The organism is Syntrophales bacterium, assembly GCA_023228425.1.
In the GTDB taxonomy this organism is placed as follows: Bacteria; Desulfobacterota; Syntrophia; order Syntrophales; family UBA2210; genus MLS-D.
The window spans coordinates 1-24,875 of sequence record JALOBE010000013.1 but is presented as its reverse complement, the minus strand read 5'-3'; the positions used below and the strand labels follow the sequence as shown (position 1 = coordinate 24,875).

Annotated in this window: 21 protein-coding genes; 12 read left to right on the top strand and 9 right to left on the bottom strand. The window is 56.3% G+C overall.

Going from position 1 to position 24,875, the window contains the following annotated elements:
• Nucleotides 1–2 precede the first annotated feature (2 nt).
• The 3 genes from M0Q23_06350 to folD all read right to left on the bottom strand — a co-directional run bounded on the left by M0Q23_06350 (nt 3) and on the right by folD (nt 3,050).
• Complete coding sequence (locus M0Q23_06350) at nt 3–716, bottom strand: class I SAM-dependent methyltransferase (GenBank protein ID MCK9528256.1); 714 nt, start codon at nt 714–716, stop codon at nt 3–5.
• The gene (locus M0Q23_06345; protein MCK9528255.1) at nt 703–1,941 is read right to left on the bottom strand and encodes a glycosyltransferase family 4 protein; all 1,239 of its coding nucleotides are present in this window, start codon (nt 1,939–1,941) and stop codon (nt 703–705) included. The genes M0Q23_06350 and M0Q23_06345 overlap by 14 nt, the downstream gene beginning before the upstream one ends.
• Before the next feature lie 263 nt (nt 1,942–2,204).
• Nucleotides 2,205–3,050 (bottom strand): bifunctional methylenetetrahydrofolate dehydrogenase/methenyltetrahydrofolate cyclohydrolase FolD, encoded by an 846-nt coding sequence (gene folD, locus M0Q23_06340; GenBank protein ID MCK9528254.1) that lies wholly within the window; start codon nt 3,048–3,050, stop codon nt 2,205–2,207.
• Nucleotides 3,051–3,202: 152 nt separating this feature from the next.
• On the opposite strand from folD, the gene M0Q23_06335 reads away from it, so the two are divergent.
• The 6 genes from M0Q23_06335 (at nt 3,203) to M0Q23_06310 (ending at nt 9,244) form a co-directional block, all read left to right on the top strand.
• Entirely contained in the window at nt 3,203–4,684 is a 1,482-nt protein-coding gene (locus M0Q23_06335; GenBank protein MCK9528253.1) for an AMP-binding protein, read from the top strand.
• Between the two features lie 149 nt (nt 4,685–4,833).
• The gene (locus M0Q23_06330) at nt 4,834–6,042 is read left to right on the top strand and encodes a 2,3-bisphosphoglycerate-independent phosphoglycerate mutase (protein MCK9528252.1); all 1,209 of its coding nucleotides are present in this window, start codon (nt 4,834–4,836) and stop codon (nt 6,040–6,042) included.
• An 80-nt stretch (nt 6,043–6,122) separates the two neighbouring features.
• Entirely contained in the window at nt 6,123–7,124 is a 1,002-nt protein-coding gene (moaA, locus tag M0Q23_06325; GenBank protein ID MCK9528251.1) for a GTP 3',8-cyclase MoaA, read from the top strand.
• Nucleotides 7,125–7,151: 27 nt separating this feature from the next.
• On the top strand, nt 7,152–7,919 hold the full coding sequence (locus M0Q23_06320; GenBank protein ID MCK9528250.1) for a class I SAM-dependent methyltransferase: 768 nt from the start codon (nt 7,152–7,154) through the stop codon (nt 7,917–7,919).
• Entirely contained in the window at nt 7,916–8,938 is a 1,023-nt protein-coding gene (gene amrS / locus M0Q23_06315) for an AmmeMemoRadiSam system radical SAM enzyme (GenBank protein MCK9528249.1), read from the top strand. Before M0Q23_06320 ends, amrS begins: the two co-directional genes overlap by 4 nt.
• A 39-nt stretch (nt 8,939–8,977) precedes the next feature.
• The gene (locus M0Q23_06310; protein MCK9528248.1) at nt 8,978–9,244 is read left to right on the top strand and encodes a TMEM165/GDT1 family protein; all 267 of its coding nucleotides are present in this window, start codon (nt 8,978–8,980) and stop codon (nt 9,242–9,244) included.
• Between the two features lie 30 nt (nt 9,245–9,274).
• Here M0Q23_06310 and M0Q23_06305 read toward each other — a convergent pair whose 3' ends face one another.
• Both M0Q23_06305 and M0Q23_06300 read right to left on the bottom strand, forming a co-directional pair.
• Nucleotides 9,275–10,234 carry a rhomboid family intramembrane serine protease gene (locus M0Q23_06305; protein ID MCK9528247.1) on the bottom strand — a complete coding sequence of 320 codons (960 nt, stop codon included), beginning with the start codon at nt 10,232–10,234 and terminating at the stop codon, nt 9,275–9,277.
• A 136-nt stretch (nt 10,235–10,370) separates the two neighbouring features.
• Nucleotides 10,371–10,994 (bottom strand): LysM peptidoglycan-binding domain-containing protein, encoded by a 624-nt coding sequence (locus M0Q23_06300; GenBank protein MCK9528246.1) that lies wholly within the window; start codon nt 10,992–10,994, stop codon nt 10,371–10,373.
• A 227-nt stretch (nt 10,995–11,221) separates the two neighbouring features.
• Between M0Q23_06300 and M0Q23_06295 the strand changes: the two genes are divergently transcribed.
• Genes M0Q23_06295 through M0Q23_06285 form a run of 3 tightly spaced genes read left to right on the top strand, consistent with a single transcriptional unit; the run spans nt 11,222 to nt 12,772 of the window.
• A complete protein-coding gene (locus M0Q23_06295) occupies nt 11,222–11,416 on the top strand; it encodes a hypothetical protein (protein MCK9528245.1) in 195 nt (64 codons plus the stop codon).
• Nucleotides 11,413–11,922: a YcgN family cysteine cluster protein gene (locus M0Q23_06290; protein ID MCK9528244.1), complete on the top strand. Its 510-nt coding sequence runs from the start codon at nt 11,413–11,415 to the stop codon at nt 11,920–11,922. The genes M0Q23_06295 and M0Q23_06290 overlap by 4 nt, the downstream gene beginning before the upstream one ends.
• The gene (locus tag M0Q23_06285; GenBank protein MCK9528243.1) at nt 11,915–12,772 is read left to right on the top strand and encodes an alpha/beta fold hydrolase; all 858 of its coding nucleotides are present in this window, start codon (nt 11,915–11,917) and stop codon (nt 12,770–12,772) included. The genes M0Q23_06290 and M0Q23_06285 overlap by 8 nt, the downstream gene beginning before the upstream one ends.
• A 25-nt stretch (nt 12,773–12,797) precedes the next feature.
• Here M0Q23_06285 and M0Q23_06280 read toward each other — a convergent pair whose 3' ends face one another.
• Nucleotides 12,798–13,850 carry an AI-2E family transporter gene (locus M0Q23_06280; protein ID MCK9528242.1) on the bottom strand — a complete coding sequence of 351 codons (1,053 nt, stop codon included), beginning with the start codon at nt 13,848–13,850 and terminating at the stop codon, nt 12,798–12,800.
• Nucleotides 13,851–14,041: 191 nt separating this feature from the next.
• Between M0Q23_06280 and M0Q23_06275 the strand changes: the two genes are divergently transcribed.
• Complete coding sequence (locus M0Q23_06275) at nt 14,042–15,067, top strand: deoxyhypusine synthase family protein (protein MCK9528241.1); 1,026 nt, start codon at nt 14,042–14,044, stop codon at nt 15,065–15,067.
• A gap of 1 nt (nt 15,068) precedes the next feature.
• A complete protein-coding gene (gene leuB / locus M0Q23_06270) occupies nt 15,069–16,157 on the top strand; it encodes a 3-isopropylmalate dehydrogenase (GenBank protein ID MCK9528240.1) in 1,089 nt (362 codons plus the stop codon).
• A gap of 27 nt (nt 16,158–16,184) precedes the next feature.
• Here leuB and M0Q23_06265 read toward each other — a convergent pair whose 3' ends face one another.
• The 3 genes from M0Q23_06265 to cimA form a co-directional block, all read right to left on the bottom strand.
• Complete coding sequence (locus tag M0Q23_06265) at nt 16,185–16,691, bottom strand: 3-isopropylmalate dehydratase small subunit (protein ID MCK9528239.1); 507 nt, start codon at nt 16,689–16,691, stop codon at nt 16,185–16,187.
• A 332-nt stretch (nt 16,692–17,023) separates the two neighbouring features.
• Nucleotides 17,024–18,292: a 3-isopropylmalate dehydratase large subunit gene (gene leuC / locus M0Q23_06260; GenBank protein ID MCK9528238.1), complete on the bottom strand. Its 1,269-nt coding sequence runs from the start codon at nt 18,290–18,292 to the stop codon at nt 17,024–17,026.
• 73 nt (nt 18,293–18,365) lie between these two features.
• A complete protein-coding gene (gene cimA / locus M0Q23_06255; GenBank protein ID MCK9528237.1) occupies nt 18,366–19,964 on the bottom strand; it encodes a citramalate synthase in 1,599 nt (532 codons plus the stop codon).
• A gap of 582 nt (nt 19,965–20,546) precedes the next feature.
• On the opposite strand from cimA, the gene M0Q23_06250 reads away from it, so the two are divergent.
• Nucleotides 20,547–24,839, top strand: coding sequence for an acyl-CoA dehydratase activase-related protein (locus M0Q23_06250; GenBank protein MCK9528236.1), 4,293 nt, complete (start codon nt 20,547–20,549; stop codon nt 24,837–24,839).
• Nucleotides 24,840–24,875: the final 36 nt, after the last annotated feature.

The window sequence follows — 24,875 nt, the reverse complement described above, 5'->3', positions numbered from 1 at the left end:
GGTCAACCCTTCGTGAGGTAGTAGACAATGCTCTTGGCCATAAGAGGGTTCAGGAGCCTGTCCAGTATTCTGGCGGCCACGGGACGCTCCATGATATCCCACTCGAGAAATTTCCTGTACAGGTTGACTGAAGTGGAATCTTCGCGTCTGTGACCCACGAAACACTTCAGCCACCAATAAGGAGAATGGAGGGCATGGCGGTATTCCCTGCGCCGACATCGAAGGCCCGCACGGCTCAGCAGACCGAGCAATTCATTGTTTTTAAAAATGCGTATGTGACCACCCGGTTCATGATGGTACTCATCGGAAAGTGCCCAGCATATCCGTTCGGGAAGATAGCGAGGCACGCTGACCACCATATCCTTCCCCGGCTTCAATACCCGGACCATTTCCCTGACGGCTTTTTCACTGTCCGGTACATGTTCGAGAACTTCGGAACAGATGACCACATCGAAGAAGGCGTCCCTGAAGGGCAGTGCGGTAATATCCGTCACGGATGTTCCCCAGAAGGTGTCCCGCCGCTCCTCCGTTTCATCGTCCATGGCCTTGAGTGTATAGGTCGTTCTCCACACATCATCAGCATTCATGTCCACGGCAACGACATTAATGCCCCGGAGCCGCCAGGCCTCGCACGCATGACGGCCGGCACCGCACCCTGCGTCAAGAATGACCGTTCCCGGCGACATGCGCAGCCTGGACAGGTCAGCCGTGAGCATCGATCGCTTCCCGGTAGATGTCTGTTGTTTTCAAGGCAGCGTGTCGCCAGGTAAAGGAATCCCGAACTCTTTGAAGACCTGCTTTCCCGAGCTTCCTGCGCTTGCCGGGATTGTCGAGAAGATCAACGATGGCCCTCTCGAGGGCGGCGGAGTCCCCCGGCGGTACCAGTATGCCCGCATCCCCCACGACTTCGGGAAGCGCGCCGCCTGTGGTGCTTATGATGGGAACGCCACATGCCATGGCTTCACCGGCGGGCATACCGAATCCTTCGTACAGGGACGGTATGACGGCCATGGTCGCCTTCGCGTAATAACCGGCAAATTCTTCGTATTTTATTCTGCCCGTGAAGGTAACGCAATCACAAAGTGACAGGTCCTGCACCATTCGTTCGATGGTTCCATTCTTTTTCGGCTTTCCCACCACGGTCAGTTTCACCTTTCGGTGTTTCCTGATCGAGGCCAGGGCCTCCAGAAGGTACCGCAAACCCTTCAGGGGCGTATCAGCGCTGTTGGTGACAAGGATGCTGTTGCCGGCACGGCGGATCTTCGGCAGGGGATAGAAAAAATCCGTGTTGATACCGTTGGGAACCACGCGAAATCGTCCCGAAGCGGCACGAAAATCCCGGCTTATATCCCATTTTGAACATTCGGACACGGTTATGATAGGTTCGAGCCTGCGGGCCACCCGCTTCTGCATCTTCAGGAAGGAATACCATCGCCTGATCTTGAATTTTTTGAACCGTGAGAAGGCCGCCCGCAGTTCCATGTCGCGATCCACGGTGATGGGGTGATGAATCGTTGCCAATGTCGGGTAGCCGAGCAGAGGAAGACCGAGAATCCCGTAGGAGAGACACTGGTTGTCGTGAACCACATCGAAGCGGGGCTTTTTAATTCTGAAATAATGAAATACACGCCACCCGAAAGTCAAAGGCTCCGGAAAGCCGCCGAGGGACATTATGAGGAACTCGAGCTGGTTTATCGGAACCAGGAGATCCGACGGTTTTTCCGGTTTGAAGAGATGATCCGGGTTGTACAGGTCAAGCCCGGGAAGCTTCTCAAGAATCACTCCGTCATCCAGCTCGGGATAGGGCGGCCCCGAGATCACCGTCACCCGGTGCCCCAGATCCCGCAAGGCTCTGCCGAGATACCTGATATAGACACCTTGTCCACCGCTGGTTGGATTGCCGCGATAGGTCAGCAGGCATATGGAGAGGGAATCCTTCACGCTGTATCCATCCCGCTCACCGGTCGGTTTTTACGTCCCGCCACCGGCCGTCCTTTCTCTGTCCCGCGGACAGGAGCATTGTACATCCGGTACCCGACATGACCCGGCCCATTGCACATTAACGCGCCAATGCCGAGGGAGCCTTCCTTATCAGACTTCCGGCAGAAGGTCAATCTGAAACAGATTATTATGACCGCCGTCCATGCAGTGACAGCAACATTTATAGAGGGATCACGACATACCGTGAAGGAGCATGGGTGCCGTCAGGAACGGCTCGCGGCATTGAAGGTGTTAACCATCAGCATCGCTATGGTCATGGGACCGACACCACCCGGCACGGGGGTTATGTGCGAAGCCAGCGGCTCTACTTCGTCGAAGGCCACGTCTCCGAGCAGTTTCCCGTCAGGTGAGCGGTTGATGCCCACATCGATGACAACGGCGCCATTTTTCACCATGTCACCCTGGATTATTTCCGGCTGTCCCGCTGCCGCCACAAGGATGTCCGCCCGGCGGGTCACGTCGGCCAGGTTACGGGTCCGCGTGTGGCAGATTGTGACCGTCGCGTGCCGTGCCAGGAGCATGAGTGCCAGGGGCTTGCCAACGATGGCGCTTCTGCCGACAATAACCGCCTCCCGTCCCTCGATGGCGATACCGTAGCGATCGAGGAGTTCAATAATTCCCAGGGGTGTACAGGACATGTGATATGCCGTTCCCGAAAAGAGTTTGCCCACGTTCCAGGGATTAAACCCGTCAACATCCTTTTCGGGCTTGATGGATTCGACGATCCGGTCCGGGTCGAGGTGCTTCGGCAGGGGGAGCTGGACCAGGATTCCGTGGATGCGATCATCATGGTTCAATTCACTGATAACGGAGAGCAGTTCCCGTTCTTCCATGTGGCCGGGAAACAAGAGTTCCCTGGACAGAAAACCCGCCTGCTCGCAGGCCGCCTTCTTACCCCGCACATAAATCCCGGAGGCCGGATCGTCTCCCAGAAGAACCACAGCCAGTCCGGGCTGAATGGCCCGCTCCGCACTCAAGCGAAGCGTCTTCTCCCGAATTTCTTTTCTCACCTGCTCCGCAACACTTTTCCCGTCAATGATTACCGCCATGATATCAAATAGTTACCTTTCTTTCGACAGTTACAAACAAAGTGACTCAATGTAGCGAAAGGATGGCTAAAAGTCAAACACGCACGTATCCCGGTTGCCGTGACGACCGTACCATGGTATGAGTAAATATTCGACTTCGGGGGGTAACGGGAATGCATAACGCGACACTCTGCACCATGATTGATTGTTCATCACGAACGTTCGCGGACAGCCTGGCAATCGTCTGCGGGGACAGGGAGATAACCTACGGGGAGTTCATAACGGCCGTCGATTCCGTGGCGCGGGCCCTGAAAGGGCTCGGCCTCGGAAAGGGCGATTCTGTCGCTCTCATGCTTCCCAATGTGCCGGAATTCGTTATTTCATACTTTGCCATACTCAAGATCGGCGGCGTCGTCGTCACGCTCAATACGGCCTCGACATCGTACGAACTCAACTATTATCTCGACAACAGCGACGCGAAGGCCCTCATAACTTCCTCCACATCGGCGAATCGCTTTGAAGAGATCCGACACGAAAGGACACTCTGCCGGCACCTAATCGTCACGGAAGGAGACGAGGGAGATCTTTCCCTTGAAGATATCATGGAACAGGACGGTCCTGCCGTGGACAATCCTGAACTGACTGCGGAAGACCCCGCCGTTATCGTCTATACGGCGGGCCTGACGGGCAAGGCTCTGGGAGCGGTGTTGACTCACGGCAATCTTTACGCCCAGTCGTGCCTGATACGGAATCTGTGCCAGGGAAACGAAAAGGACCGAAGCCTGGCGCTGATTCCCCTGTACCATACCTTCGGCGCAACGGCGAACATGCTCTGCGCCCTCAACATGGGCGCCACTATGATTATGATGAACCAGTTCAACCTGGATTCAATTTTCCGGGCTATCGAAACCGGTTCTGTCACGTACCTGTCGGCGGTTCCCCGTCTTTTCCTCGGTATGATGCTTCATGAGGGCGCCGACCGGTACAACGTCGACTCACTCAGGCTGTGCATTACCGGAGGATCTGCCATGCCCGTCGAATGGATTCCCGTCTTCGAAGAAAAATTCAAGGTAAAACTCATGGAGGGGTACGGCCTGACGGAGGCCTCGCCGGTCTGCTCCTTCAGCCTGCCTGAGCGCAAACAGAAACCCGGCTCCATAGGTGTCGCCATCGGCGGAGTGACAGCAAAGATCTTTGACGATGACGATCGTGAATTGCCTGCGGGTGAGACGGGCGAACTGGTCATCAGGGGGCCGAATGTCATGAAGGAATATTACAAGGAACCGGAGCGGACGGCGGAGGTCCTCAGGAACGGATGGCTTCATACGGGCGACTTGGCGTGGATAGACGAGGACGGAGACATTTTCCTCGTGGGACGGAAAAAACGCATGATCATCACCAGTGGTTTCAATGTCTACCCGAAGGAAGTAGAAACGATTCTCACCATGCACAAGGCCATTCGGAAATGCGTGGTAGTAGGTAAGGAGGACCTGATGCGGGGGGAAATAATAAAAGCGCTGGTGGTTCTCGAAAAGGGAATCACTGCGGATGCGAAGGAGATCATGAGGCATTGCCGGCACTATCTTGCATCATACAAGGTGCCCCGGGAAATCGAGTTTGTCGAAAGGATCGATCAGGAAGACGGCGCTTCCTGACCCGATCAGCCGACGCCCTCCGGCATCACTGACGGACATACGATGTCTCACCATATGCATGCCTTCAGCATCGGCATCCCGGCACTGTAACGATACACATCCGCCTCATGGCGCACGGGTGTCAAACCGCAAGACGAGAGAGATACAACATGGATCCTGAGTTGATAGACCGCCTTGTCGTTGAAAATGACACAAAAATCGTTTTTCTGATCATGGACGGCCTGGGGGGCCTTCCCCGTGAGCCGGAAGGATTGACGGAGCTTGAAGCCGCCCGCACCCCGCATCTGGACGGACTGGCGGCTCATTCCGTCTGCGGGCTTCTCGATCCCGTCGGTTTCGGTATCACACCAGGCAGCGGCCCCGCCCATTTCGCGCTCTTCGGCTATGACCCGATTAAAACGAACGTGGGACGGGGGCTTCTCTCAGCGGCAGGTATCGATTTCCCCATGTCTGAAGATGACCTGTTCGCCCGGGTGAACTTCGCCACCATCGACGGCGACGGCCGCGTGTCGGACCGGCGAGCGGGCCGCATCGACACGACAACAAACCGGCGCATCTGCGAAAAGCTGACGGAGGAAATCAACCTGGGCGGGGGCATTGAAGTGTTTCTGGAACCCGAGAAAGAACATCGCGCTCTCCTGGTGCTGCGCGGCAAGGGCCTTTCCGCAAGAATCAGTGACACTGACCCTCAAAAGACAGGGAGAAAACCACTGACGCCGCAGCCCCTGAATCCGGAGGCGAAAGAAACGGCGGACCTCGTGGGAAACCTCCTGGAGCAGGCCGGGGAGATTCTTGCCGATGAGGAACAGGCGAACATGATTCTCCTGCGAGGATTTGCCCGCTATGAAAAAATCAGGACCCTTCAGGAACGATTCCGCCTGAAGTCCCTGGCGATTGCCGAGTATCCCATGTATCGGGGAATTTCCCGGCTTCTGGGGATGGACATTCACCCCCTCACAGGCTCCCTGGAAGGACAAATGGCGGCTTTGGCCGAACAATACCCCAGGTATGACTTCTTTTTCATTCACATAAAACAGACCGACTCCTGTGGTGAAGACGGTGATTACGACGGGAAGACAGCGGTTATAGAGGCGACGGACCGCCTTCTACCGTTGATCCTGGAGCTGCAACCCCACGTACTCGTGGTGACAGGAGATCACTCCACGCCCGCCGCCATGGCCGCCCACAGCTGGCACCCCGTGCCCGTACTCGTGGCATCGCCCCTGGCACGGCCGGATCGTGTCACCCGCTTCGGCGAACGTGACTGCGCCGCTGGAGGTCTGTCACGAATGCCCATGGTACATCTCATGGGCGTCGCCCTTGCCCACGCGGGCCGCCTGACAAAGTTCGGCGCCTGAGTCCCGGAGCGCCGTTCATTGCCATAGGTTCGCCATTATGGTACATTCTTTTTTCTGCTACGAGAAACACGGGAAACGGGATGGCGGTGATGATCGACTCCTTTCACAGAGAAATCAATTATCTTCGTGTATCAATTACTGATCGCTGCAACCTGCGGTGCGTCTACTGCATGCCCAAAGAGGGTGTATCCCACGTGGGACACAACGATATTCTACGCTATGAGGAGATTCTCAGAATCGTCAGAATCGCCGTCGGAAAGGGCATCACCAAGGTGCGTGTAACCGGTGGAGAACCCTTGGTGCGGAGCGGCGTGGTCGAGTTTCTGTCGGCATTGCGAAGCATCGAAGAACTCCGGGACATCACTCTCACTACCAATGGAATCCTCCTGGAACAATTTGCAGAACCCATCTTCGAAGCGGGCATCAAGCGGATCAACGTAAGTCTCGATTCGCTGGTACCGGGGAAATACAGGGACATCACGAGGGGCGGCGATCTGAACAAGGTTTTGAGGGGGCTTGAAAAAGCACGTGAAACGGGATTCTCCCCCATCAAGATCAACGTGGTGGGCATCGAAGGGTTCAATGACGATGAAATTCCGGAATTTGTCAGGCTTGCCGAAGACTATCCTTATCAGGTACGGTTCATCGAATACATGCCTGTAGGCGACACCGTGACAAATGATGTCCGCTACCTTTCCAACGATAGAATCATGGAGGAGATCAGCCGTCTGCACCCCCTCAAACCGCTGGACTTAAGTACCGTTCGGGACAGGGGACCGGCCCGGATCTTCTCCCTGGGAAACGGACTGGGGGAGATTGGATTCATCAGTGCCATATCCCATCAGTTCTGCAGTTCCTGCAACAGGTTGCGTTTGACTGCCGATGGACACCTTCGGGCCTGCCTTCTGACCGACGATCCTGAAGCAGACCTCAAGGCGTCCCTCCGGCTGGGCTGTACCGATACCCACCTTGACAGACTGATACAGAGCGTCATCGACAAAAAACCCTGTGAGCACACCGTCTTTTACCATCGGGTCTCCCGGAAAAAGTGCGTGAGATCCATGTCATCCATCGGCGGCTGAGGTTTTGCTGAAAAAGGGATAGTTCCTATGAACGATGCTGTTGATGCCATCTCCTCCTATGAAGCATGGCAGTCCTCACCCGAGGGACGATACGTTCACAAAAGAATCTACCAGCTCCTCACGGCCCTCCTCAATCCCCAGGGAGGGGAGCGTCTGCTCGACGTCGGTTGCAAGACGGGACACGCGCTCGCCTTCTTCAGAGCAAGGGGGTTCCAGGTGACCGGCATGGAGACATCCCGTCCCGTTCTGGACGCCGCCCGCAGAAGGATGGAAGGAAAAGCGTCTCTTCATCTTGGTGCTTTAGAAGACCTCCCCTTTTCAGACAACGAATTTGACGTGGTCACCATGATCGCTTCTCTCGAATCGACCCGGGATCCGTACCGGGCATTGAGTGAGGCCGTGAGGGTCAGCAACGGCAGAGTCTGCCTGGGACTCTTCAACCGTACCTCACTTTCCGCGCATCGCCTCAGAGTTTCAGGAATTCCCGGCAAGGCGGTCAACTCGTTCGGAATTTTTGAAACCATGCGCATGGCCCGCGGCATCCTTTCAAACGTCCCCGTGGATTGGGGAAGCGTCATTTTTTTCCCTCTCCGGTGGTATCCCCACGCAGAAACCGTTGAAAGCCGGGTTCCCATGATGAAGAATCCCTTCGGTTCATTCGCTGCCCTTTCGTTTCCCGTAATCTACACCCACAGAACCCTGCAGGAACCCATTGGCGTGAAACCCCCGGCAACCCTGAGAGAGAGCGGCCGCGTCGCAGGAACGGCCTGCAAAACGAGAGGAGGTCTCCTGTGAAAGAGGCGCTCCTCTACGATCGGCTGCAGCATAATCGGGTGCGCTGCAATCTCTGCGCCCACCGGTGTACTGTGGGGAGCGGCTCACGAGGAGTCTGCGGCGTACGGGAAAACCGGGACGGGACCCTTTATTCCCTCGTGTACGGACGCGTCGTGGCTGAAAACGTGGATCCCATTGAAAAAAAACCTTTTTTTCACCTCTGCCCAGGCTCACGGTCCTATTCCATAGCCACGACGGGATGCAATTTTCGGTGTCTCTTCTGCCAGAACCACGATATATCCCAGGATCCCCGGGAGAGACAGGTCATCTCCGGCCATGAGATATCACCGGAAGAGGTCGTCAGACGGGCCGTTCGGAGCGGTTCCCGAACCATCGCCTACACCTATACCGAGCCCACGATCTTTTTTGAGTTCGCTCTTGACGTAGCCCGCCTGGCCCGGCGGAAGGGACTCATGAATGTCTTCGTCACCAACGGCTACCTTTCCGGGGAGGCCCTTGAGACGATTGCCCCCGTTCTCGATGGGGCGAACGTTGATCTCAAGGCCTTCAGTGATGATTTTTACCGGACTCAGTGCGGTGCCCGATTGGAACCGGTCCTGGATACCCTGCGAGGCTTGCGGAAGCGCAACATCTGGATTGAAGTAACGACGCTGATTATTCCATCGCTCAACGACACCACCGATGAACTGCGGAGCATGGCGCGATTCATCCGGTCCCTGGGACCTGAAATCCCCTGGCATATCAGCCGGTATCATCCGCGCTACCGTATGAACGACATCGAAGCCACGCCGGCGAAAACCATTTTGAGAGCACGGGAAATCGGCATGGAAGAAGGTTTGAAATACGTGTACGCCGGCAATCTTCCCGGCGACTCGGGAGAAAAGACGTACTGCGCGGCCTGCGGATATCTGCTCATAGACCGTTTCGGATATCGGGTCAACGTGGACAATCTTGATGGAGCAGCCTGTACCCGGTGCGGAGCCGAGCTTGATGGAATCATAGAGTGCGACCGGATATAGCAGACCGCGTTTCATCGTAGAACTAACGAGGGAGAGGCCTTGAAACTCTTTGCTACCGTTTTTATCACCATTTTTCTGGCTGAAATCGCCGATAAAACCCAGATCGCCACCATGCTCTACGCCTCCTGCGCCGGCAACAGCAAACTCATCGTATTCTGCGGCGCCGTCCTGGCCCTTGTTACCGCAACAGCCCTTGCTGTCGTTGTGGGAATGATGCTTTCCCAGCACATCAATGAAAAACTGATGATGAGGCTGGCAGGCGGAGCTTTCATCGCCGTCGGACTCTGGACGCTGATACAGTCATGACGGGTTTTTCAGGGAGGGGCGCGTTGCCCGTCACGGGGCATCATCTACCTTGATCGTCAAGTATCCGTCTCCGCTTTCACCACTTCCGGTCTTCCCGCCGAGACCAGCCAGGCGTACCACCTGACCGTGCCGTATGCCGGGCGGAATGACAACGGAAAAAAGGCGTTTTCCGACGCCGCGGGGCACACTGATTATTTTGCGCGTCCCCCGGAGAGATTCCTCGGACGTAATCGTAATGGTTCCATAAAAATTATTCCCTTCAGAACCATAGTCCCGCGCCATATGTATACGGGGACTTTGTCGCTTCCGCGTCACGCGGCGGAGAGGACCGGCACATCCCCTCGCCGGGACGGCCATCAGGCCCCTGAACACTACGATCCCCGCTATGAACCCTCCGACATGGGCCCACCAGGCAATGCCCGAGGCCGCCGAATGTAACAGGGCCGCGCTCAGGAATTGAAAGAGAAACCATACGCCCAGGAAAAGGGCCGCCGGCACCTCCACAAAAAAGGGAATGAAGAAAATCGGAATCAGGGTCAGAATTCGTGACCGGGGATAGCGGATGAAATAGGCGCCCATGACGCCGGCGACGGCACCGCTGGCACCGATGGTCGGCACCGGGGAAGACATATTGAGAACAAGATGCACGAGACCCGAAAAAACGCCGCAGGCCAGAAAGAAAAGAAGGTATAGACCCGATCCCAGGGTATCTTCCACGTTGTCTCCAAAGATGTAAAGAAACCACATGTTTCCCGCCAGATGCCAGAACCCGCCATGGAGAAACATATATGTAATCAGGGTAAGAGCCTGCCCCCCGAAGGCGGGTGAAAGGGAGAAACCGACGGGAACAAGACCGTGGGCTGATATGAAATCATCGAGCTTCGGACCCTGACCGATCTGTACCAAAAAAACGACGATATTCAGAATGATGATGCCCGTGGTAACCAGGGGGAAATTTTTTGAGCGAAGGGTGTCACGAATTGGTATCATGATGTTTTCGGCAAATCGGCACAACCCCGTGGAAGCGGCAGTCTCTTTCCGGAGCCGCGGGACGGGACGATCGGCGCATGCGGATTCAACGGAAATTAAAAACTATGAGGGACAGGAACCCCCTGTCACCGTTCGTTCACGGTGAGACGCGCAGGCGCTGGCCTACACGAAGCGTTTCCTTGGGATTCAGATCGTTCATGGAGCAGAGCCTGTCGAGAGTAAGATTATACATGCGGGTGATTGCGAAGAGCGTCTCTCCCGGTTGAACAGTATGAAAACGGATGGTGTCCCGGGCCGCCTCCTGTGTCGAAGAACCCGCTTTTTGAAGTGACTGGAAATCGGTCGCGATGGAGCCCATCCGTTGCTGCAGGGTTTCAACCTTACCGGCAAGGAGGTCCAACCGTTCGGCCAGGGCTCCATCATCGGGATACGCCGTCCGGGCTTCCAGAAGATTCACAATGGCCGCCTCCAAACCGTCAAGCTGGGCCATTCGCAGTTCCAGTCGTTCGACACGCATGAGAAGTGCCCTCGCGTCCTCCGCGGGCAGGGAGTCCCCCCTGTTCGACACGACGGTGAAGATCAGGAAAAACGCAAGAATGATGACTCCAGCTCCGATCAAGAGGGTGTTCCGACGCTCCCGGGCCCATTCCGCCAGTTCGCTTCCTCCCATGTCATCGCCGGGATCATCGACCTCCCAATCTCCTGACTCACTCTCCTGATCATCGAGTTCTACGATATCCTCATCACGATCATTCTCCATGGGATCGACATCCTTTCGAATCAAAGATATTGGAGGAGTATAAACAATGGACAATGAACCCGTCAAGAATCTAATGCTCTCTATCCGGCATGAACGCCCGAATCGCCCCGCGGTACCGCACTTGTAAATCACTCTTGAGTCGGGGAGAAAAAGGCTTTGGATAATAGCGGCGTCATGGTATACAATACGTCCCCTTAAGAAGATCGGAGGAAAGGAGATGTCCACCTATGGCAGTAGTACAACAAAAAGGTGACAAGATGCGCCAAGCCATCAAGAGCATTTCGGCACGCCTCGAAGAGAAGGAAGAAACGAAACTGTCCAAGCTTGTCCAGGAAGCGGGACAGGAGTTCAACCTTTCTCCCATGGAACAGGAATTCCTTTTCAACTTTTTCAAAGAAGGTAAAACCCTGCAGGACCAATGACGGAACGGACGTTGAACGGGGCTGTTGCCTCCGGAAGTGGGAACAGCCCTTTCTGGAAAACAACACCTCTCAGCCGAATGACCCCGCAGCAATGGGAATCGCTCTGTGACCGATGCGGCCGGTGCTGTCTTCACAAGATTGAAGACGAGGCGACGGGCCGCATTATTTATACGTCTCTGGCCTGCCGTCTCCTGGACAGAGAAACCTGCCTCTGCATGGACTATGAAAACCGGCGCAGCATCATCCCCTGGTGCGTATCCCTGACGCCATCGACAGCTGACCTCCACTGGCTGCCTTCAACCTGTTCCTATCGGCTCCTGGCATGCGGCAAAGATCTGCCCTGGTGGCATCCGCTGGTTTCAGGGAGTACCCAAAGCGTCCATGACGCGGGTATGTCGGCCCGTTCAATGATCTTGAGCGAGAGACTGGTTCATCCGGAAGATCTGAAAGATTTCCTGGATGAAGCTGACCTGGACCTTGTGCCCTTCCACAGGGACCATGCATAGCACCGTTGCGGACATACCCCGGGGGCCCGGTGTAACCGTTACGGATTCCTATACACGAACCTCCGACGGCGCCCTCCTTCGCGTCATTGATTTCACCCCTCCCGGCGAAACTTCCAACACACCGCTTCTTCTTTTCGTTGCGGGATGGATATCAATTATTTCCGCCTGGGAAGACGTTCTGAGGGTCGTCACGCCACGGGTGCGAACGCTCTACCTGGAAACACGGGAAAAGAGAAGCGCCCGCTTCGGCCGGGCAGGGTCCGCTGATTTTTCCATCCAGCGAATGGTCGACGATCTTGATGACGTCATCCGGGACCGGATACCGGCCGACCGCCCATTTTTCCTCGCCGGAAGTTCTCTTGGGTCCACGGTTATTCTCGACTACCTGAGCCGGGAACGACGCTCCCCCCTTCGCGCGATCGCCATTGCGCCGAATGCCGAGTTCAGAATTCCCTCGTGGTTTTACACTCTTGCACGTTTCATTCCGCCGGAAGCGTACGGACTTCTGAAGGGACCCATCAAGTGGCATATCCGGAAACACAGAATAGACAGCGTCCATGAAAAAGAACAGGTCAAAAAATACGAACTGTCTCTTGACCGGGCAGACCCCCGGCGATTAAAGGCAAGCGCCCTTGCCATGAAGGGCTACAGCCTGTGGCCCAAATTCCCGCTGATAAAGGTTCCCGTCGTCATCGTGGGGGCGGAAACCGACCTGCTCCATGGAGTCAACGAGATGGAGCGCATGGCAGCGATGATTCCGGGAGCGCGCCTGGAAGTCATGGCAAGCAACCGTGAAACGCACAGCGACAAGGCGGGCCGGCTCATCATACAGGAGATCGAACCCGCGTAAAACGTTTCCACACCACAGACGCAGACTATTCGTTTGCGTCGTTTGATTCTTTCCAGTAACGGTGTCCCGATCCCATCATGTAGCTTATCGGCCGCAGTTGTTCGATATTTTCGCAGGTGATTTTAATGGCCGAGGCGATAGGAATAGCGAGAAGCGCCCCCACGATTCCCCAGAGCCACCCCCAGAAAAGCAGGGACAGGAGGACCACCACGGGGCTCAGATTGAGGCGGTCGCCGAACACCTTGGGGGCAATGAAGTTGCCGATCGTCATCTGTATGCTCGTGACGGCAAGCAGGGTGACCACAAAGGGCCATATGGCGGGGTAGTACTGCACCACTGCCAGTATAATCGGTGGAATCGAGGCGACGATGGACCCGATGTAGGGAATGAAATTCAGAAAGAAGGCAAGCGCTCCCCAAGTCATGGGAAAATCGATCCTGATGATCGACAGTGCCCCCCATACGAAAAACCCCGTGGCAAAGCTGATGAGAACCTGAGCCGACAGGTAGCGGCCTATTCCCGAGGAGATCAAGGTGACTATACGGGTTATCCGCTCCGCCTGTTCGTCCGAAAGGGCCCGTTTAATCTTGTGCTTCGAATAGGGTTTCCCAAGAAGAAGGAAGACAAGGAATACGATGATCTGCAACAGGTTCGACAGGATGGAAAAGAGCGACCCCGACAGGCTGAGCAGCAGATTCCTGATTGTGCGAGCCCAGTCATAGTCGACCAGCGGATTGTACTTCAGGTCCATCCTGGAACTGAATTCATTCACGAGCATGGCCATGCGCTGTTCGTACTTCGGAAACGCGCTTATGATGGACACGACCCTTCCCTGGAGAAACACGACTCCCATGTAGCCGATACCGAGAAGAAGAATTATCACCACCAGTATGGCGATGGGCAGAGGAATTTTCCGTTTGGTCATGGCTTCGACAACCGGATTGACAACGAAGGTGAGGAGCCAGGCGATAACCAGGGGTACAACCACCTGTTGGGCGACTTTCAAGACAAACCCGACGGCCACCAGGACAAGCAGGGCAAGCAGGAAAAAGATCTTTTTCTCCTGATCCATGATCATGGGATGCGTGGCATTCCTTGTGTGATTTGGGATGAACGGAGGTACAATAGCACAGTGCCGCCTCTGTGTCATCTGTTTCTGCATGAAATCATCCGGGATAGGGGGACAATCTGTTTGCGGATTTTTATTATCAACTTTTTGTTGACAAACAACCCTCTCTGTGCATGAATTACCATCTCGGATGGAGAATCATGAAATCTTTTTTTGCAAGTCAGGAAGAAAAAAACCGAATACAATCAGACAGCGTTGCCGGTTTCATCAGACATCATTTCCGGCACTTCAACGCTGCGACTCTTGTAGATGCGGCTGAAGGTTACCGGACTTTCATCGATGATGGCGGGACCATGGTGATAAGCCTCGCGGGCGCCATGAGTACTGCTGAGTTGGGCCTTTCCCTGGCTGAAATGATCCGGCACGACAAGGTCCACGCCATCAGCAGCACCGGGGCGAATCTTGAAGAGGACATTTTCAACCTTGTTGCCCACGATTACTACCTGCGGGTTCCCCACTACCGTGACCTGACCCCTCAGGACGAGTACGAGATTCTGCAGCGGAAGATGAGCCGGGTGACAGACACCTGCATCCCCGAGGAGGAAGCCTTCAGAAGGATCGAAAAGGCCATTATCGAACTCTGGATTGAAGCCGACAGGCGGGGCGATCGCTACTTCCCCCACGAGTTCATCTACCGGCTTCTGAAGAGTGGGCGGATTGAGGAATATTACCAGATAGATCCCCGGGACAGCTGGGTCGTGGCGGCCTGTGAAAAAAATCTTCCCATCTTCGTCCCCGGCTGGGAAGACTCGACCCTCGGCAATGTCTACGCCGCCCACTGTATTCGGGGAACCATCAAAAACGTGCATACCGTGCGCACGGGCATTGAATATATGCTATACCTTTCCCAGTGGTATCAGGAGACCTCCACCGACCGCGCCATGGGATTTTTCCAGATCGGAGGGGGCATTGCCGGCGATTTTTCCATCTGCGTGGTTCCCATGCTCCGCCAGGACATGCGGCTGAACGACACACCTCTGTGGACCTACTTCTGCCAGATAAGCGATTCCACGACCAGTTACGGCTCCTATTCAGGCGCCATTCCAAACGAGAAAATCACGTGGGAGAAACTGGACGTGACGACGCCCGGATACGTCATCGAGTCTGATGCGACCATCGTCGCTCCTCTCATTTTCAGTTACGTCCTTGAAGAATCACGCACCTGACATGAAAAAAATAGCCCTTCTCCCCGGTGACGGAATCGGCCCTGAAGTCATGGCGGAGGCAGAAAAAGTACTTGACGCCGTGAAGCGTCGTTTTTCCATCTCCATAACCGGGGAATACGCCGACGTGGGCGGTTGCGCCATAGACCGGCACGGTACGGCTCTTCCCGATGAAACGCTCACGCTCTGTCAGGCTTCGGACGCGATCCTCTTCGGTTCCGTCGGCGGTCCGAAATGGGAAAGCCTGCCGCCCGGGCAGCAGCCCGAACGGGCGGCACTTCTTCCGCTGAGAAAACACTTTGACCTTTTCTGCAATCTCCGCCCGGCCCGGGTCTTTGAAAACCTGGCCGGGGCAAGTCCCCTGAAACCTGAAATAATAGGAACCGGTTTTGATATTCTCTGTGTCCGTGAACTGACGGGAGGGCTCTATTTCGGTCAACCGAAGGGGCGTGATGGAACGGGACCGGACGAGCGGGGATTCGACACCATGATCTACCACCGTCGGGAGATCGAACGGATCGCCCGTATGGCCTTTGAATGTGCCATGCTGCGCAGGAAAAAGGTCACCTCCGTCGACAAAGCCAATGTCCTGACCACCATGGTGTTCTGGCGCGAGGTTGTTACCGGCGTTGCGGCCGCCTGGCCCGAGGTGACTCTCAATCACCTCTATATAGACAATGCGGCCATGCAGGTTGTGCGCGATCCTCACCAGTTTGACGTTATATTGGCCGGAAACATGTTCGGCGACATCATATCCGATGAATGCGCCATGCTCACCGGATCTCTGGGCCTCCTTCCCTCGGCGAGCCTGAATGAAGAAAAATTCGGGCTTTACGAACCCGCGGGGGGGTCGGCTCCCGACATCGCCGGGAAGGGAATCGCCAACCCCGTGGCCCAGATCCTTTCCATGGCCATGATGCTTCGTTACAGCCTGGACGAACCCGAAGCGGCCGATACCGTTGAACAGGCCGTGGCGGATGTCATAAGCGAGGGTATCCACACGGCCGATATCGCCCTTGACAAGGCGCGGGCGGTACCGACGGCTGTCATGGGTGACGCCATTGCCGACAAAGTCAGAAGCTTCACGACTTGAAGCCGCAGCCCATCCCGACGCGTGGCTTCAACGTCCCGTACGAATCCTGTCCTGTTGAATCGTGTAGGGAACCAGCCCCCCGGCTTGTATGATTTCAGCCATGAAATCGGGAACAGGCTTCGCTGTAAAATGCCTGTCGTCAACCACACGGACAATTGTCCCGGCCGAAAGATCAACCCGGATTTCTTCTCCATCGGCAAGGACTCCTGCGGCTTCCGTCGATTCGATGAGGGGCAGTCCTATATTAAAGGCGTTGCGATAGAAAATCCGGGCGAAACTCCCGGCGATGACAAGGGAAATACCGGCTGTTTTTATGGCCAGAGGCGCGTGTTCCCGGGACGATCCGCAGCCGAAATTGCTTCCCGCTACGAGAATATCGCCGGCTTGTACGGAAGAAGCAAAGTCGGGTCGCAGATCGGCAAAACAGTTCCGCGCCAGTGCCGAAGGTTCCGAAACATTGAGAAACTTCGCCGGAATAATCAGGTCCGTGTCGACATCGTCTCCGAACTTCCAGATTATGCCCTGCAGTACCATGGGATGTCCTTTCCTGATGGTGTGTATCTCGCTGTTTCTGGTACCGCGTACCGCCGGGCACCTGGAGGCAGTCGAAATGACACAATCGATAGTTTTTAAAGGTCTTCTATGGCGGCTTCGTAAAATGGTGCCGGAGACACTCTTCCCGGCACGAGAGCCGGATGCCTGACTGCGCCCCGGCCTTCGTCACTGAAGCGTACCTCGAAGTACACCTGATTCCTCAGGATGCGCGCGCCGTGCCTCAAGGAACTTTTTACAAAGCCGTCCTCTATCGGATGTTTTTCGGCTTTGTGTGAGTTCACTCTTCTATGGGTCACTACTCCCTTTGCCGCTCAGAGATCGTCAGGACCGCCGATCCGCCCCAGAATCGCCGATGCCGCCGCCACGAAGGGGTTGGCCAGATAGACGAAGCTTTCCGTATGTCCCATGCGTCCGACGAAGTTCCGGTTCGTTGTAGCCAGTGCCCGCTCGCCCGAAGCCAGTATGCCCATGTGCCCTCCCAGGCAGGGTCCGCAACAGGGAGGCCCGATAACGGCCCCCGCTTCCAGGAATGTTTCGATGATCCCCTCCCGAACAGCCTCACGGTAGATGCGGGGAGATCCTGGGATGACGATCAACCGGAGACCCGCCGCCGCCCGGCGCCCCCTGAGAATTGAGGCGGCATCCCGCAGGTCTTCCAGAGAACCGTTGGTGCAGGAGCCGATAAACACCTGGTCCAGGGCGACGGCATCACCCGTGGTAATATCACGGACATTGGCCGGCGAATGGGGGAAGGCGATCTGCGGGCCGAGGGTGGAAACATCTATATCAATAACCCGTTCGTAGCGGGCGTCGGAATCGCTTCGGCAATAGACGGCCCGGTCAGCGGTTTCCGGGGCCCTGTCCTTTACAAAGGCCCGTGTTATGTCGTCCGGTTCGACGATGCCGTTCTTGGCGCCCGCCTCTATTGCCATGTTGGCCATGGTCAGCCGCTGATACATGGGCATGTTCCTTATAACGGCGCCACCGAACTCGAGGGCCGAATAGAGAGCGCCCTCAACACCGATCATGCCGATGAGATGGAGAATCAAATCCTTCCCGCCTACATAGGGCTTCAGCGTTCCCTCGAAATTGACGCGAATGGTCGGGGGAACCTTGAGCCATGTTTCACCGGTCGCCATAATGACGCCCAGGTCGGTGCTTCCCACGCCGGTGGAGAAGGCGCCCAGGGCTCCATAGGTGCAGGTGTGGCTGTCGGCACCGATCACTACCTGACCCGGAAGAACAAGACCCTTTTCAGGAAGGATCACGTGCTCGATCCCCACGTCGCCACCCTCGTAATAGTGGGTCAGTTTCTGACGGCGGGCAAAATCCCGCAACAGCTTCACCTGTTCGGCCGAAGCGATGTCCTTGTTCGGCACGAAATGATCCGCGACCAGGGCTGTGCGGTCCCGGTCGAAGACCGTTTCACGGCCCGTTTCGCCGAAGACCTGGATGGCTATGGGGGCCGTGATGTCATTCGCGAGAGCCATGTCAACCCGTACCTGCACAAGATCACCCGGGTGAAGGGTATCCTTCCCCGCATGGGCCGCCAGGATCTTTTCCGTAATGGTCATGGGCATGGTGTCTTCTCCAGTACTACAATAGGGAAAATAAGCGCATGCTACCCCGGACGGGCAGCAGCTGTCAATGAATTCAGTGTCCCCCGTCTTTGCTCAATTTGTACTGAATGCTGTCTGCGAGGGCCCGCCAACTGGCCTCTATAATGTTCTCCGACACGCCGATGGTGGTCCACAGGTCATCCCGGTCCCGCGACTCCAGGAGAACCCTGACCTTCGCGGCTGTTCCGTCACTTCCCTCGATAATGCGGACCTTGAAGTCAACCAGGTGTACATCGTCGAGTTGGGGATAAAATTTTCTCAATGCCTTCCTGAGAGCGTTATCGAGGGCATTCACGGGACCGTTGCCCTCCGCGGCGGTGATTTCCTGTTCCTTACCCACGGACACCTTGATGGTTGCCTGTGAACTGGAGGATCGTCTGCGATTTTTCTGGTCGATGACATGAAAGGACACCAACTCGAAGGGTTCCTTGAATTCACCCAGGGTCTTCTTGATAAGGAGCGCCAATGATCCGTCCGCGGCATCGAACTGGTATCCCTCGTTTTCCATTTTTTTGATCTCTCGAACCACTTTCCTGCCGGCTCCCTCCGATCCCTCGAGAGAGATGCCCAGTTCCCGGGCCTTGTATTCAATGTTGCTTTTTCCGGAAAGATCGGACACGACAACCCGGCGGTGATTGCCCACCAGTTCCGGGCTGGTGTGCTCATAGGCGATGGGGTTTTTGAGAATGGCGCTCACGTGGACGCCCCCCTTGTGGGCGAAGGCGCTTTTCCCTACGTAGGGGCGTGAATTCAGGGGCGCTACGTTTACCAGGTCGCTCACGTAGAGCGACAGCGCCGTGAGCGTTTCCAGGGAAGACTCGGGAATGCAGTGACGACCCATCTTGAGGTGAACATTGCCGATGATGGTCACCAGGTCGGCGTTGCCGCACCGTTCACCGTAACCGTTAATGGTTCCCTGTACCATGGGAACACCGGCATTGACGGCGGCTATGGAATTGGCCACGGCGAGACCGCAATCATTGTGTACGTGAATGCCCAGGCGTTCCGGCGGAACGATCTTTTTCACGTCCTCTATCATATCGACAAGCTCCCACGTCATGGAACCGCCGTTGGTGTCGCACAGAACGATCCAATCGGCCCCCGACGAAAGGGCCCGGATGATGGTCTCCAGGGCGTAGGGACGGTTGTGTCTGTAACCGTCGAAGAAATGCTCCGCGTCGTAAACGACTTCTTTCTTTCGGGACTTCAGAAAGGCCACAGTTTCACCGATCATGGCCAGGTTTTCCTCCAGGGACACGCCCAGTATCTCCGTGGCGTGAAGATCCCAGCTCTTGCCGAAAATCGTCACCACCGGCGTGCAGGCCTCGAGGAGCGCCCGGACGTTAGGACATTCTTCGGTCCTTACGCCCTGTTTCCGGGTACTGCCGAAGGCGGCCAGGCGGATGTTCTTGTACTTTTGACGTTTGGCCAGCTTGAAAAACCGCATATCCTTCGGGTTTGATCCGGGCCACCCCCCTTCCACGTAATGAAAGCCCGCGTCATCGAGCCTGCGGGCAATCTTGATCTTTTCCTCGGCTGTAACGCTTACCTGCTCACCCTGGGTTCCGTCCCGCAAGGTCGTATCATACACAACCACATCCAGCCTTTTTTTCTTCCCGGTACTCTTCTTCATTTCCTCTCCTGAACAAGAAACCCGCCATCAGCGTCGCTGATGGCGGGTTGGGTCCGTATCCTTCGATACAGTATTCCATCATCAGGTCACGCGTGAGTGCGGCCCCCTGATTATGTCGTCAATAATTATGATGATGGAAGTACCGAATTCAGTCATGGCACCTGTCTCCACGTTTAGGCGGTCTGTCTACTACACCCGTACCCCCTTGTCAACCAAAATCCTGCCTCGCGACGACCGGCCTTCGCCGGCACCACAAATTCCTCTTGACGGATATGGTCAAAGGTCCTATACGGATAAGTGTCATCGTTACGTTATGACAGGAACTATGAGCGCTGATAAACATACTCTGGTGGAACGCACCAGTACAAGGAGGCTCCCCATTGTCTCTCCAGGCCGGTACCTGCCGGTGAAGGTGACTTTCTGAATGACGACCCCGGCTTTTCTGATTGTATCATGATTGCATTGATTAAAAGTCCTCACGACAGTTTCGGCCGATTCATCGCGGATGGTATGGGTTCAACCCGCAGACAACGGTGCTCCTGCCTGAATATTCCACACCGACGGTGACAGGAAGGGCTCGACATGAGAGAACATCAACTGCGGGCCGGTGTGGACCTCGGCTCGACGACGGCGAAATTGCTGGTCATTGATGATTCTGAAAAGATACTATTTTCATCATATCGCCGCCACAACGCGCACATAATAGAAACCCTCGCGGCAATTTTGGAAGACTCCGAAGAGAGCATCGGTAACCGTCCGCTGACACTATCATTTACGGGATCGGCGGGTATGGGCGTGGCCGACGGTCTCGGCGCTCAATTCATCCAGGAAGTTGTCGCCGCCGGTGAGGTGACACGCCGCCACTTTCCCGACACACGAGTCCTTATCGACATCGGCGGGGAAGACAGCAAGATGATTTTCTTCCCCCCTGACCGGGCGCCCGATATCCGCATGAACGGAAGTTGCGCCGGCGGGACCGGTGCCTTTATCGACCAGATGGCCACGCTGCTCAACCTGTCCATCAATGAGCTCGACGAGCTGTCCTCCCGTCACAACCGTATTCATCCCGTAGCTTCCCGATGCGGCGTTTTCGCCAAAACGGATATCCAGAACCTGGTCAGCCGAAAGATCGATCTGCCCGACATTTGCGCATCCATCCTGCAGGCCGTGACATACCAGAACCTGAATTCGCTGGCCAGGGGCACCACGATACACCCGAAAGTCCTCCTCTGCGGAGGGCCACTGATATTTCTTGCCGGGCTGCGGGAATCACTCCGAACCGCCCTGGGCATGCCCGAAAAGGACTTCATCATTCCTGAGGCGGGGCTGTTCTTTCCCGCCTGGGGCACGGCTTTGACATCGGGGCAGGGGTCTCCGGCAGCCACACCCCGAGAGTGGCGCCGCATGATAGAACCCCTGAGCGGAGCCTCCGGAGCCCGCCAGGATCGCCTGCCCCCGCTCTTTTCCGATGAAAGGGCCTATGAGCTGTGGGAACGGGACCGACAAGTAATGAACATCGCCGATGTAGATCCTCATGAGGCAGAGCCGCCATTCTTCATCGGCATCGACAGCGGCTCCACCACAAGCAAGATCATGGTGATTGATTCCCGTGAACGATGCGTTTTCAGCGATTACCGGCCGAACCAGGGAAGCCCTGTGGATGCTGTAAAGAACGCCCTCGAGGAATTTGTTGACTACGCCGGCCGGCACATGAAAGACGTCTCCCTCGCAGCGGGAAAGGCAACCGGCTACGGGGAAGATCTTATAGGCGCCGCCTTCGATCTTGATCAGGGTGTTGTGGAAACCATGGCCCACTGGCGCGCGGCGGAAAAGTGCGATCCCCGGGTGTCCTTCGTTCTCGATATCGGTGGTCAGGACATGAAGGCCCTCTTTATTCGGGACCAGGCCATCGACCGCATAGAGATCAACGAGGCCTGCTCATCGGGATGCGGATCTTTTATCGAGGGTTTTGCCCAGTCCCTGGGACTGACCGCTGAAAGCTTTGCCCGACGGGCCTGCGACTCACGGGCTCCCTGCGATCTCGGAACGCGATGCACCGTGTTCATGAACTCCCGCATCAAGCAGGCACAGCGGGAAAACGCTCCCATAGAAGATATCGCCGCCGGCCTTGCCTATGGGGTTATCAAAAACACACTGTACAAGGTTCTGAAGCTCCGCGAGCCGTCGGAACTGGGGAAAAACGTCGTGGTGCAGGGGGGAACCTTCAAAAACCCCGCTGTCAGGAAGGCACTCGAACTCCTTACGGGCTCCTCCGTCAGTTCCTCCGACAGGCCGGAGATGATGGGAGCCTACGGGGCGGCCCTGCTGGCAAAGGAGGTGTGGGAAACGGATCCATCCGCCACTCGCATGGTCAAGCTCGACTCTCTCGACCGGCGCGGGGAATTCCGAACCCGTGAGGTGCGATGCAAGGGGTGTACCAACCAGTGCGTCGTAACGATATACTCCTTCAGCGGCGGCCGCAACTTTTACACAGGCAACAAATGTGAACGCTATTTCGGAAACCGGGGAGGCGGAAAAACGAGGGGAACCAATCTTTTTTCAAAACGCAACGAGTTCCTATTCAATGACATTCCCCAGGCCGTCGAGCCGGCCCTGAACGTGACCGTCGGCATACCACGCATTCTCGACATGTACGAAAACTTCCCCTTCTGGAGCACACTTCTCACCGAGTGCGGGTTTGACGTTGTTCCGTCCTCTGAATCGAGCCAGGAAATCTATGAAAAGGGGCTGGGGGCCATCATGGCAGACAACATCTGCTTTCCCGCCAAACTCGCCCATGGTCATGTGGTGGATCTGGTTGAGAAAGGCGTCGACCGCGTCCTGTACCCGCTGACGTTCCATGAATCACCGGAAGATGTCGGTGTGGTCAACAGCTACAATTGCCCCATTGTGGCCAGCTATGCCGAAGTCCTCAAAGCTCCCCTGGAAAGGCCGGGAGACGGGACCCCGATCTTCGACGCGCCGCCCGTCTCTTTCCGGGACGAAAAACTGCTCAAGAAGGGCTGCCGATCCTACCTGCAGTCACTGGGCATCTCCCGGGGCCGCTTCAACCAAGCCTTCGCACAAGCCCTCGCCGCCCAGCAGCGATTTCGAAACGCCCTGGAAAGCAGTGGAAAGGAACTGCTCGAGCAGGCCGCAGATGAAGGGCGCCCGGTGGTGATCCTGGCGGGCCGTCCATATCATGCCGACCCGCTCATCGAACACCAGACATCGGAAATGCTGGCTGACCTGGGGGCCAGTGTAATCCCTTGCGAAGTAGCCTCAGGCTTGTGCGAAACCAGCATCAACGAATTCACGGTGATCCCTCAGTGGACGTTCCCCAACCGCCTCATCAAAGCGGCCCGGTGGGTGGCCGACCAGCCGAGCAACAGTATCCAATACGTGATGCTCAATTCCTTCGGCTGCGGCCCCGACGCTTTTATCATGGACGAAATACGGGACATATTGTCTGAAAAGGGCAAACCCCTGACAGCCATCAAGATTGATGAAATTTCAAGCACGGGTTCGGCCCGTCTGCGGCTTCGATCGCTCATGGAGACGATGGAACGCCGGGCTTCCCACCTGCCCGAACGCAAGGATATTACCAGAAAAACCCCACCCTACCTCGAGAAGGACCGGAAAAAGCGGATCATCGGACCCTACTTCGCCGACTGTTATTCACCTTTTTTCCGGCCCGTATTCCGCCTGACCGGGTACGATCTGAACATTCTCCCGCCACCCGACAAGGAATCCGTCGAATACGGCATGAAGTACGCCAACAACGAGATCTGCTACCCTGCCATTGTCGTTATCGGCGATATCGTCAAGGCCTTCAAAAGCGGTCTCTATGACCCGGAAACCACCGTGGTGGGGATGTCCCAGACGGGCGGGCAATGCCGAGCAACCAATTATGTCCCGCTCATCAAAAAGGCTCTCATCGGAGCCGGCTATCAGAACGTGCCTGTCATCGCGGCGGCCCACAGCAAGGCCCTGGCGAACGAGCAGCCGGGCTTCAACATGGCCGTGCACCGCATCATCCGGCCGGCCTTCGCCAGCCTGCTTTACGCCGATGCCATCGCCCGCATGTACTACAGGACGGCCGTACGGGAACGGGTGCCCGGACAGGCTGAAACCATCAGGGACCACTATCTGCAGGCGGCACTGCCGGCCGTCGAGACCGATAATACCCAGGGGCTTCTGAACCATCTGGAAGACGCCGTCACGTCTTTCAACGAAGCCATAGCCTCTGAAGCACCCCTCCCGAGAATCGGTATCGTCGGGGAAATTTTCCTGAAATACAACAGCTTCAGCCATATGCACGTAGTCGACTGGATGATGGCACAGAACATCGAGGTTTCTGTCCCCCCCCTCACGGATTTTGTCATGCAGTTTTTCGTCAACGCGGCAGAAAAGCAGCGCCGCTTCCTTGACCGACGGGCCGCCCTGTCACGGATGATCTCGGCTTTCCTTGAATATTACGCGGGGCGGATGGTTGAGCGTTTCGAAGACATTCTCATGGGGTTCCGCTGCTACGAACCCGTGGCCTCCATCTATCAGAAAGCCCGCATGGCTGAAGATATCGTGAGCCTGTCGAACCAGTTCGGCGAGGGATGGCTCATCCCCGGCGAGATCGCGGGATTCGCCCGTGAAGGCATCTGGAATGTGGTCTGCCTCCAGCCCTTCGGCTGCATAGCCAACCAGATCGTCGCAAAAGGAATCGAAAGCCGTATCCTCCAGCGCTACCCTATGATGAACATGCTTTTCCTGGATTTCGACGCCGGTACCAGCGAGGTCAACGTCCTCAACCGCCTCCACTTCATGATTGAAAACGCGCGGCGCCAGGTGGACCGTTCCCGGCACTTGGCCCAAGGGTGAGCGAAATTTCAGCCGGGGCACGTCACGGGGGGTACC

Coding starts and splice junctions, on each gene's coding strand:
- M0Q23_06350 (MCK9528256.1), bottom strand. CDS start 716: ATGCTCACGGCTGACCTGTCCAGGCTGCGCATGTCGCCGGGAACGGTC.
- folD (MCK9528254.1), bottom strand. CDS start 3,050: ATGGCGGTAATCATTGACGGGAAAAGTGTTGCGGAGCAGGTGAGAAAA.
- M0Q23_06335 (MCK9528253.1), top strand. CDS start 3,203: ATGCATAACGCGACACTCTGCACCATGATTGATTGTTCATCACGAACG.
- M0Q23_06330 (MCK9528252.1), top strand. CDS start 4,834: ATGGATCCTGAGTTGATAGACCGCCTTGTCGTTGAAAATGACACAAAA.
- moaA (MCK9528251.1), top strand. CDS start 6,123: ATGGCGGTGATGATCGACTCCTTTCACAGAGAAATCAATTATCTTCGT.
- M0Q23_06320 (MCK9528250.1), top strand. CDS start 7,152: ATGAACGATGCTGTTGATGCCATCTCCTCCTATGAAGCATGGCAGTCC.
- M0Q23_06305 (MCK9528247.1), bottom strand. CDS start 10,234: ATGATACCAATTCGTGACACCCTTCGCTCAAAAAATTTCCCCCTGGTT.
- M0Q23_06300 (MCK9528246.1), bottom strand. CDS start 10,994: ATGGAGAATGATCGTGATGAGGATATCGTAGAACTCGATGATCAGGAG.
- M0Q23_06295 (MCK9528245.1), top strand. CDS start 11,222: ATGGCAGTAGTACAACAAAAAGGTGACAAGATGCGCCAAGCCATCAAG.
- M0Q23_06290 (MCK9528244.1), top strand. CDS start 11,413: ATGACGGAACGGACGTTGAACGGGGCTGTTGCCTCCGGAAGTGGGAAC.
- M0Q23_06285 (MCK9528243.1), top strand. CDS start 11,915: ATGCATAGCACCGTTGCGGACATACCCCGGGGGCCCGGTGTAACCGTT.
- M0Q23_06280 (MCK9528242.1), bottom strand. CDS start 13,850: ATGATCATGGATCAGGAGAAAAAGATCTTTTTCCTGCTTGCCCTGCTT.
- M0Q23_06275 (MCK9528241.1), top strand. CDS start 14,042: ATGAAATCTTTTTTTGCAAGTCAGGAAGAAAAAAACCGAATACAATCA.
- leuB (MCK9528240.1), top strand. CDS start 15,069: ATGAAAAAAATAGCCCTTCTCCCCGGTGACGGAATCGGCCCTGAAGTC.
- M0Q23_06265 (MCK9528239.1), bottom strand. CDS start 16,691: ATGGTACTGCAGGGCATAATCTGGAAGTTCGGAGACGATGTCGACACG.
- leuC (MCK9528238.1), bottom strand. CDS start 18,292: ATGCCCATGACCATTACGGAAAAGATCCTGGCGGCCCATGCGGGGAAG.
- cimA (MCK9528237.1), bottom strand. CDS start 19,964: ATGAAGAAGAGTACCGGGAAGAAAAAAAGGCTGGATGTGGTTGTGTAT.
- M0Q23_06250 (MCK9528236.1), top strand. CDS start 20,547: ATGAGAGAACATCAACTGCGGGCCGGTGTGGACCTCGGCTCGACGACG.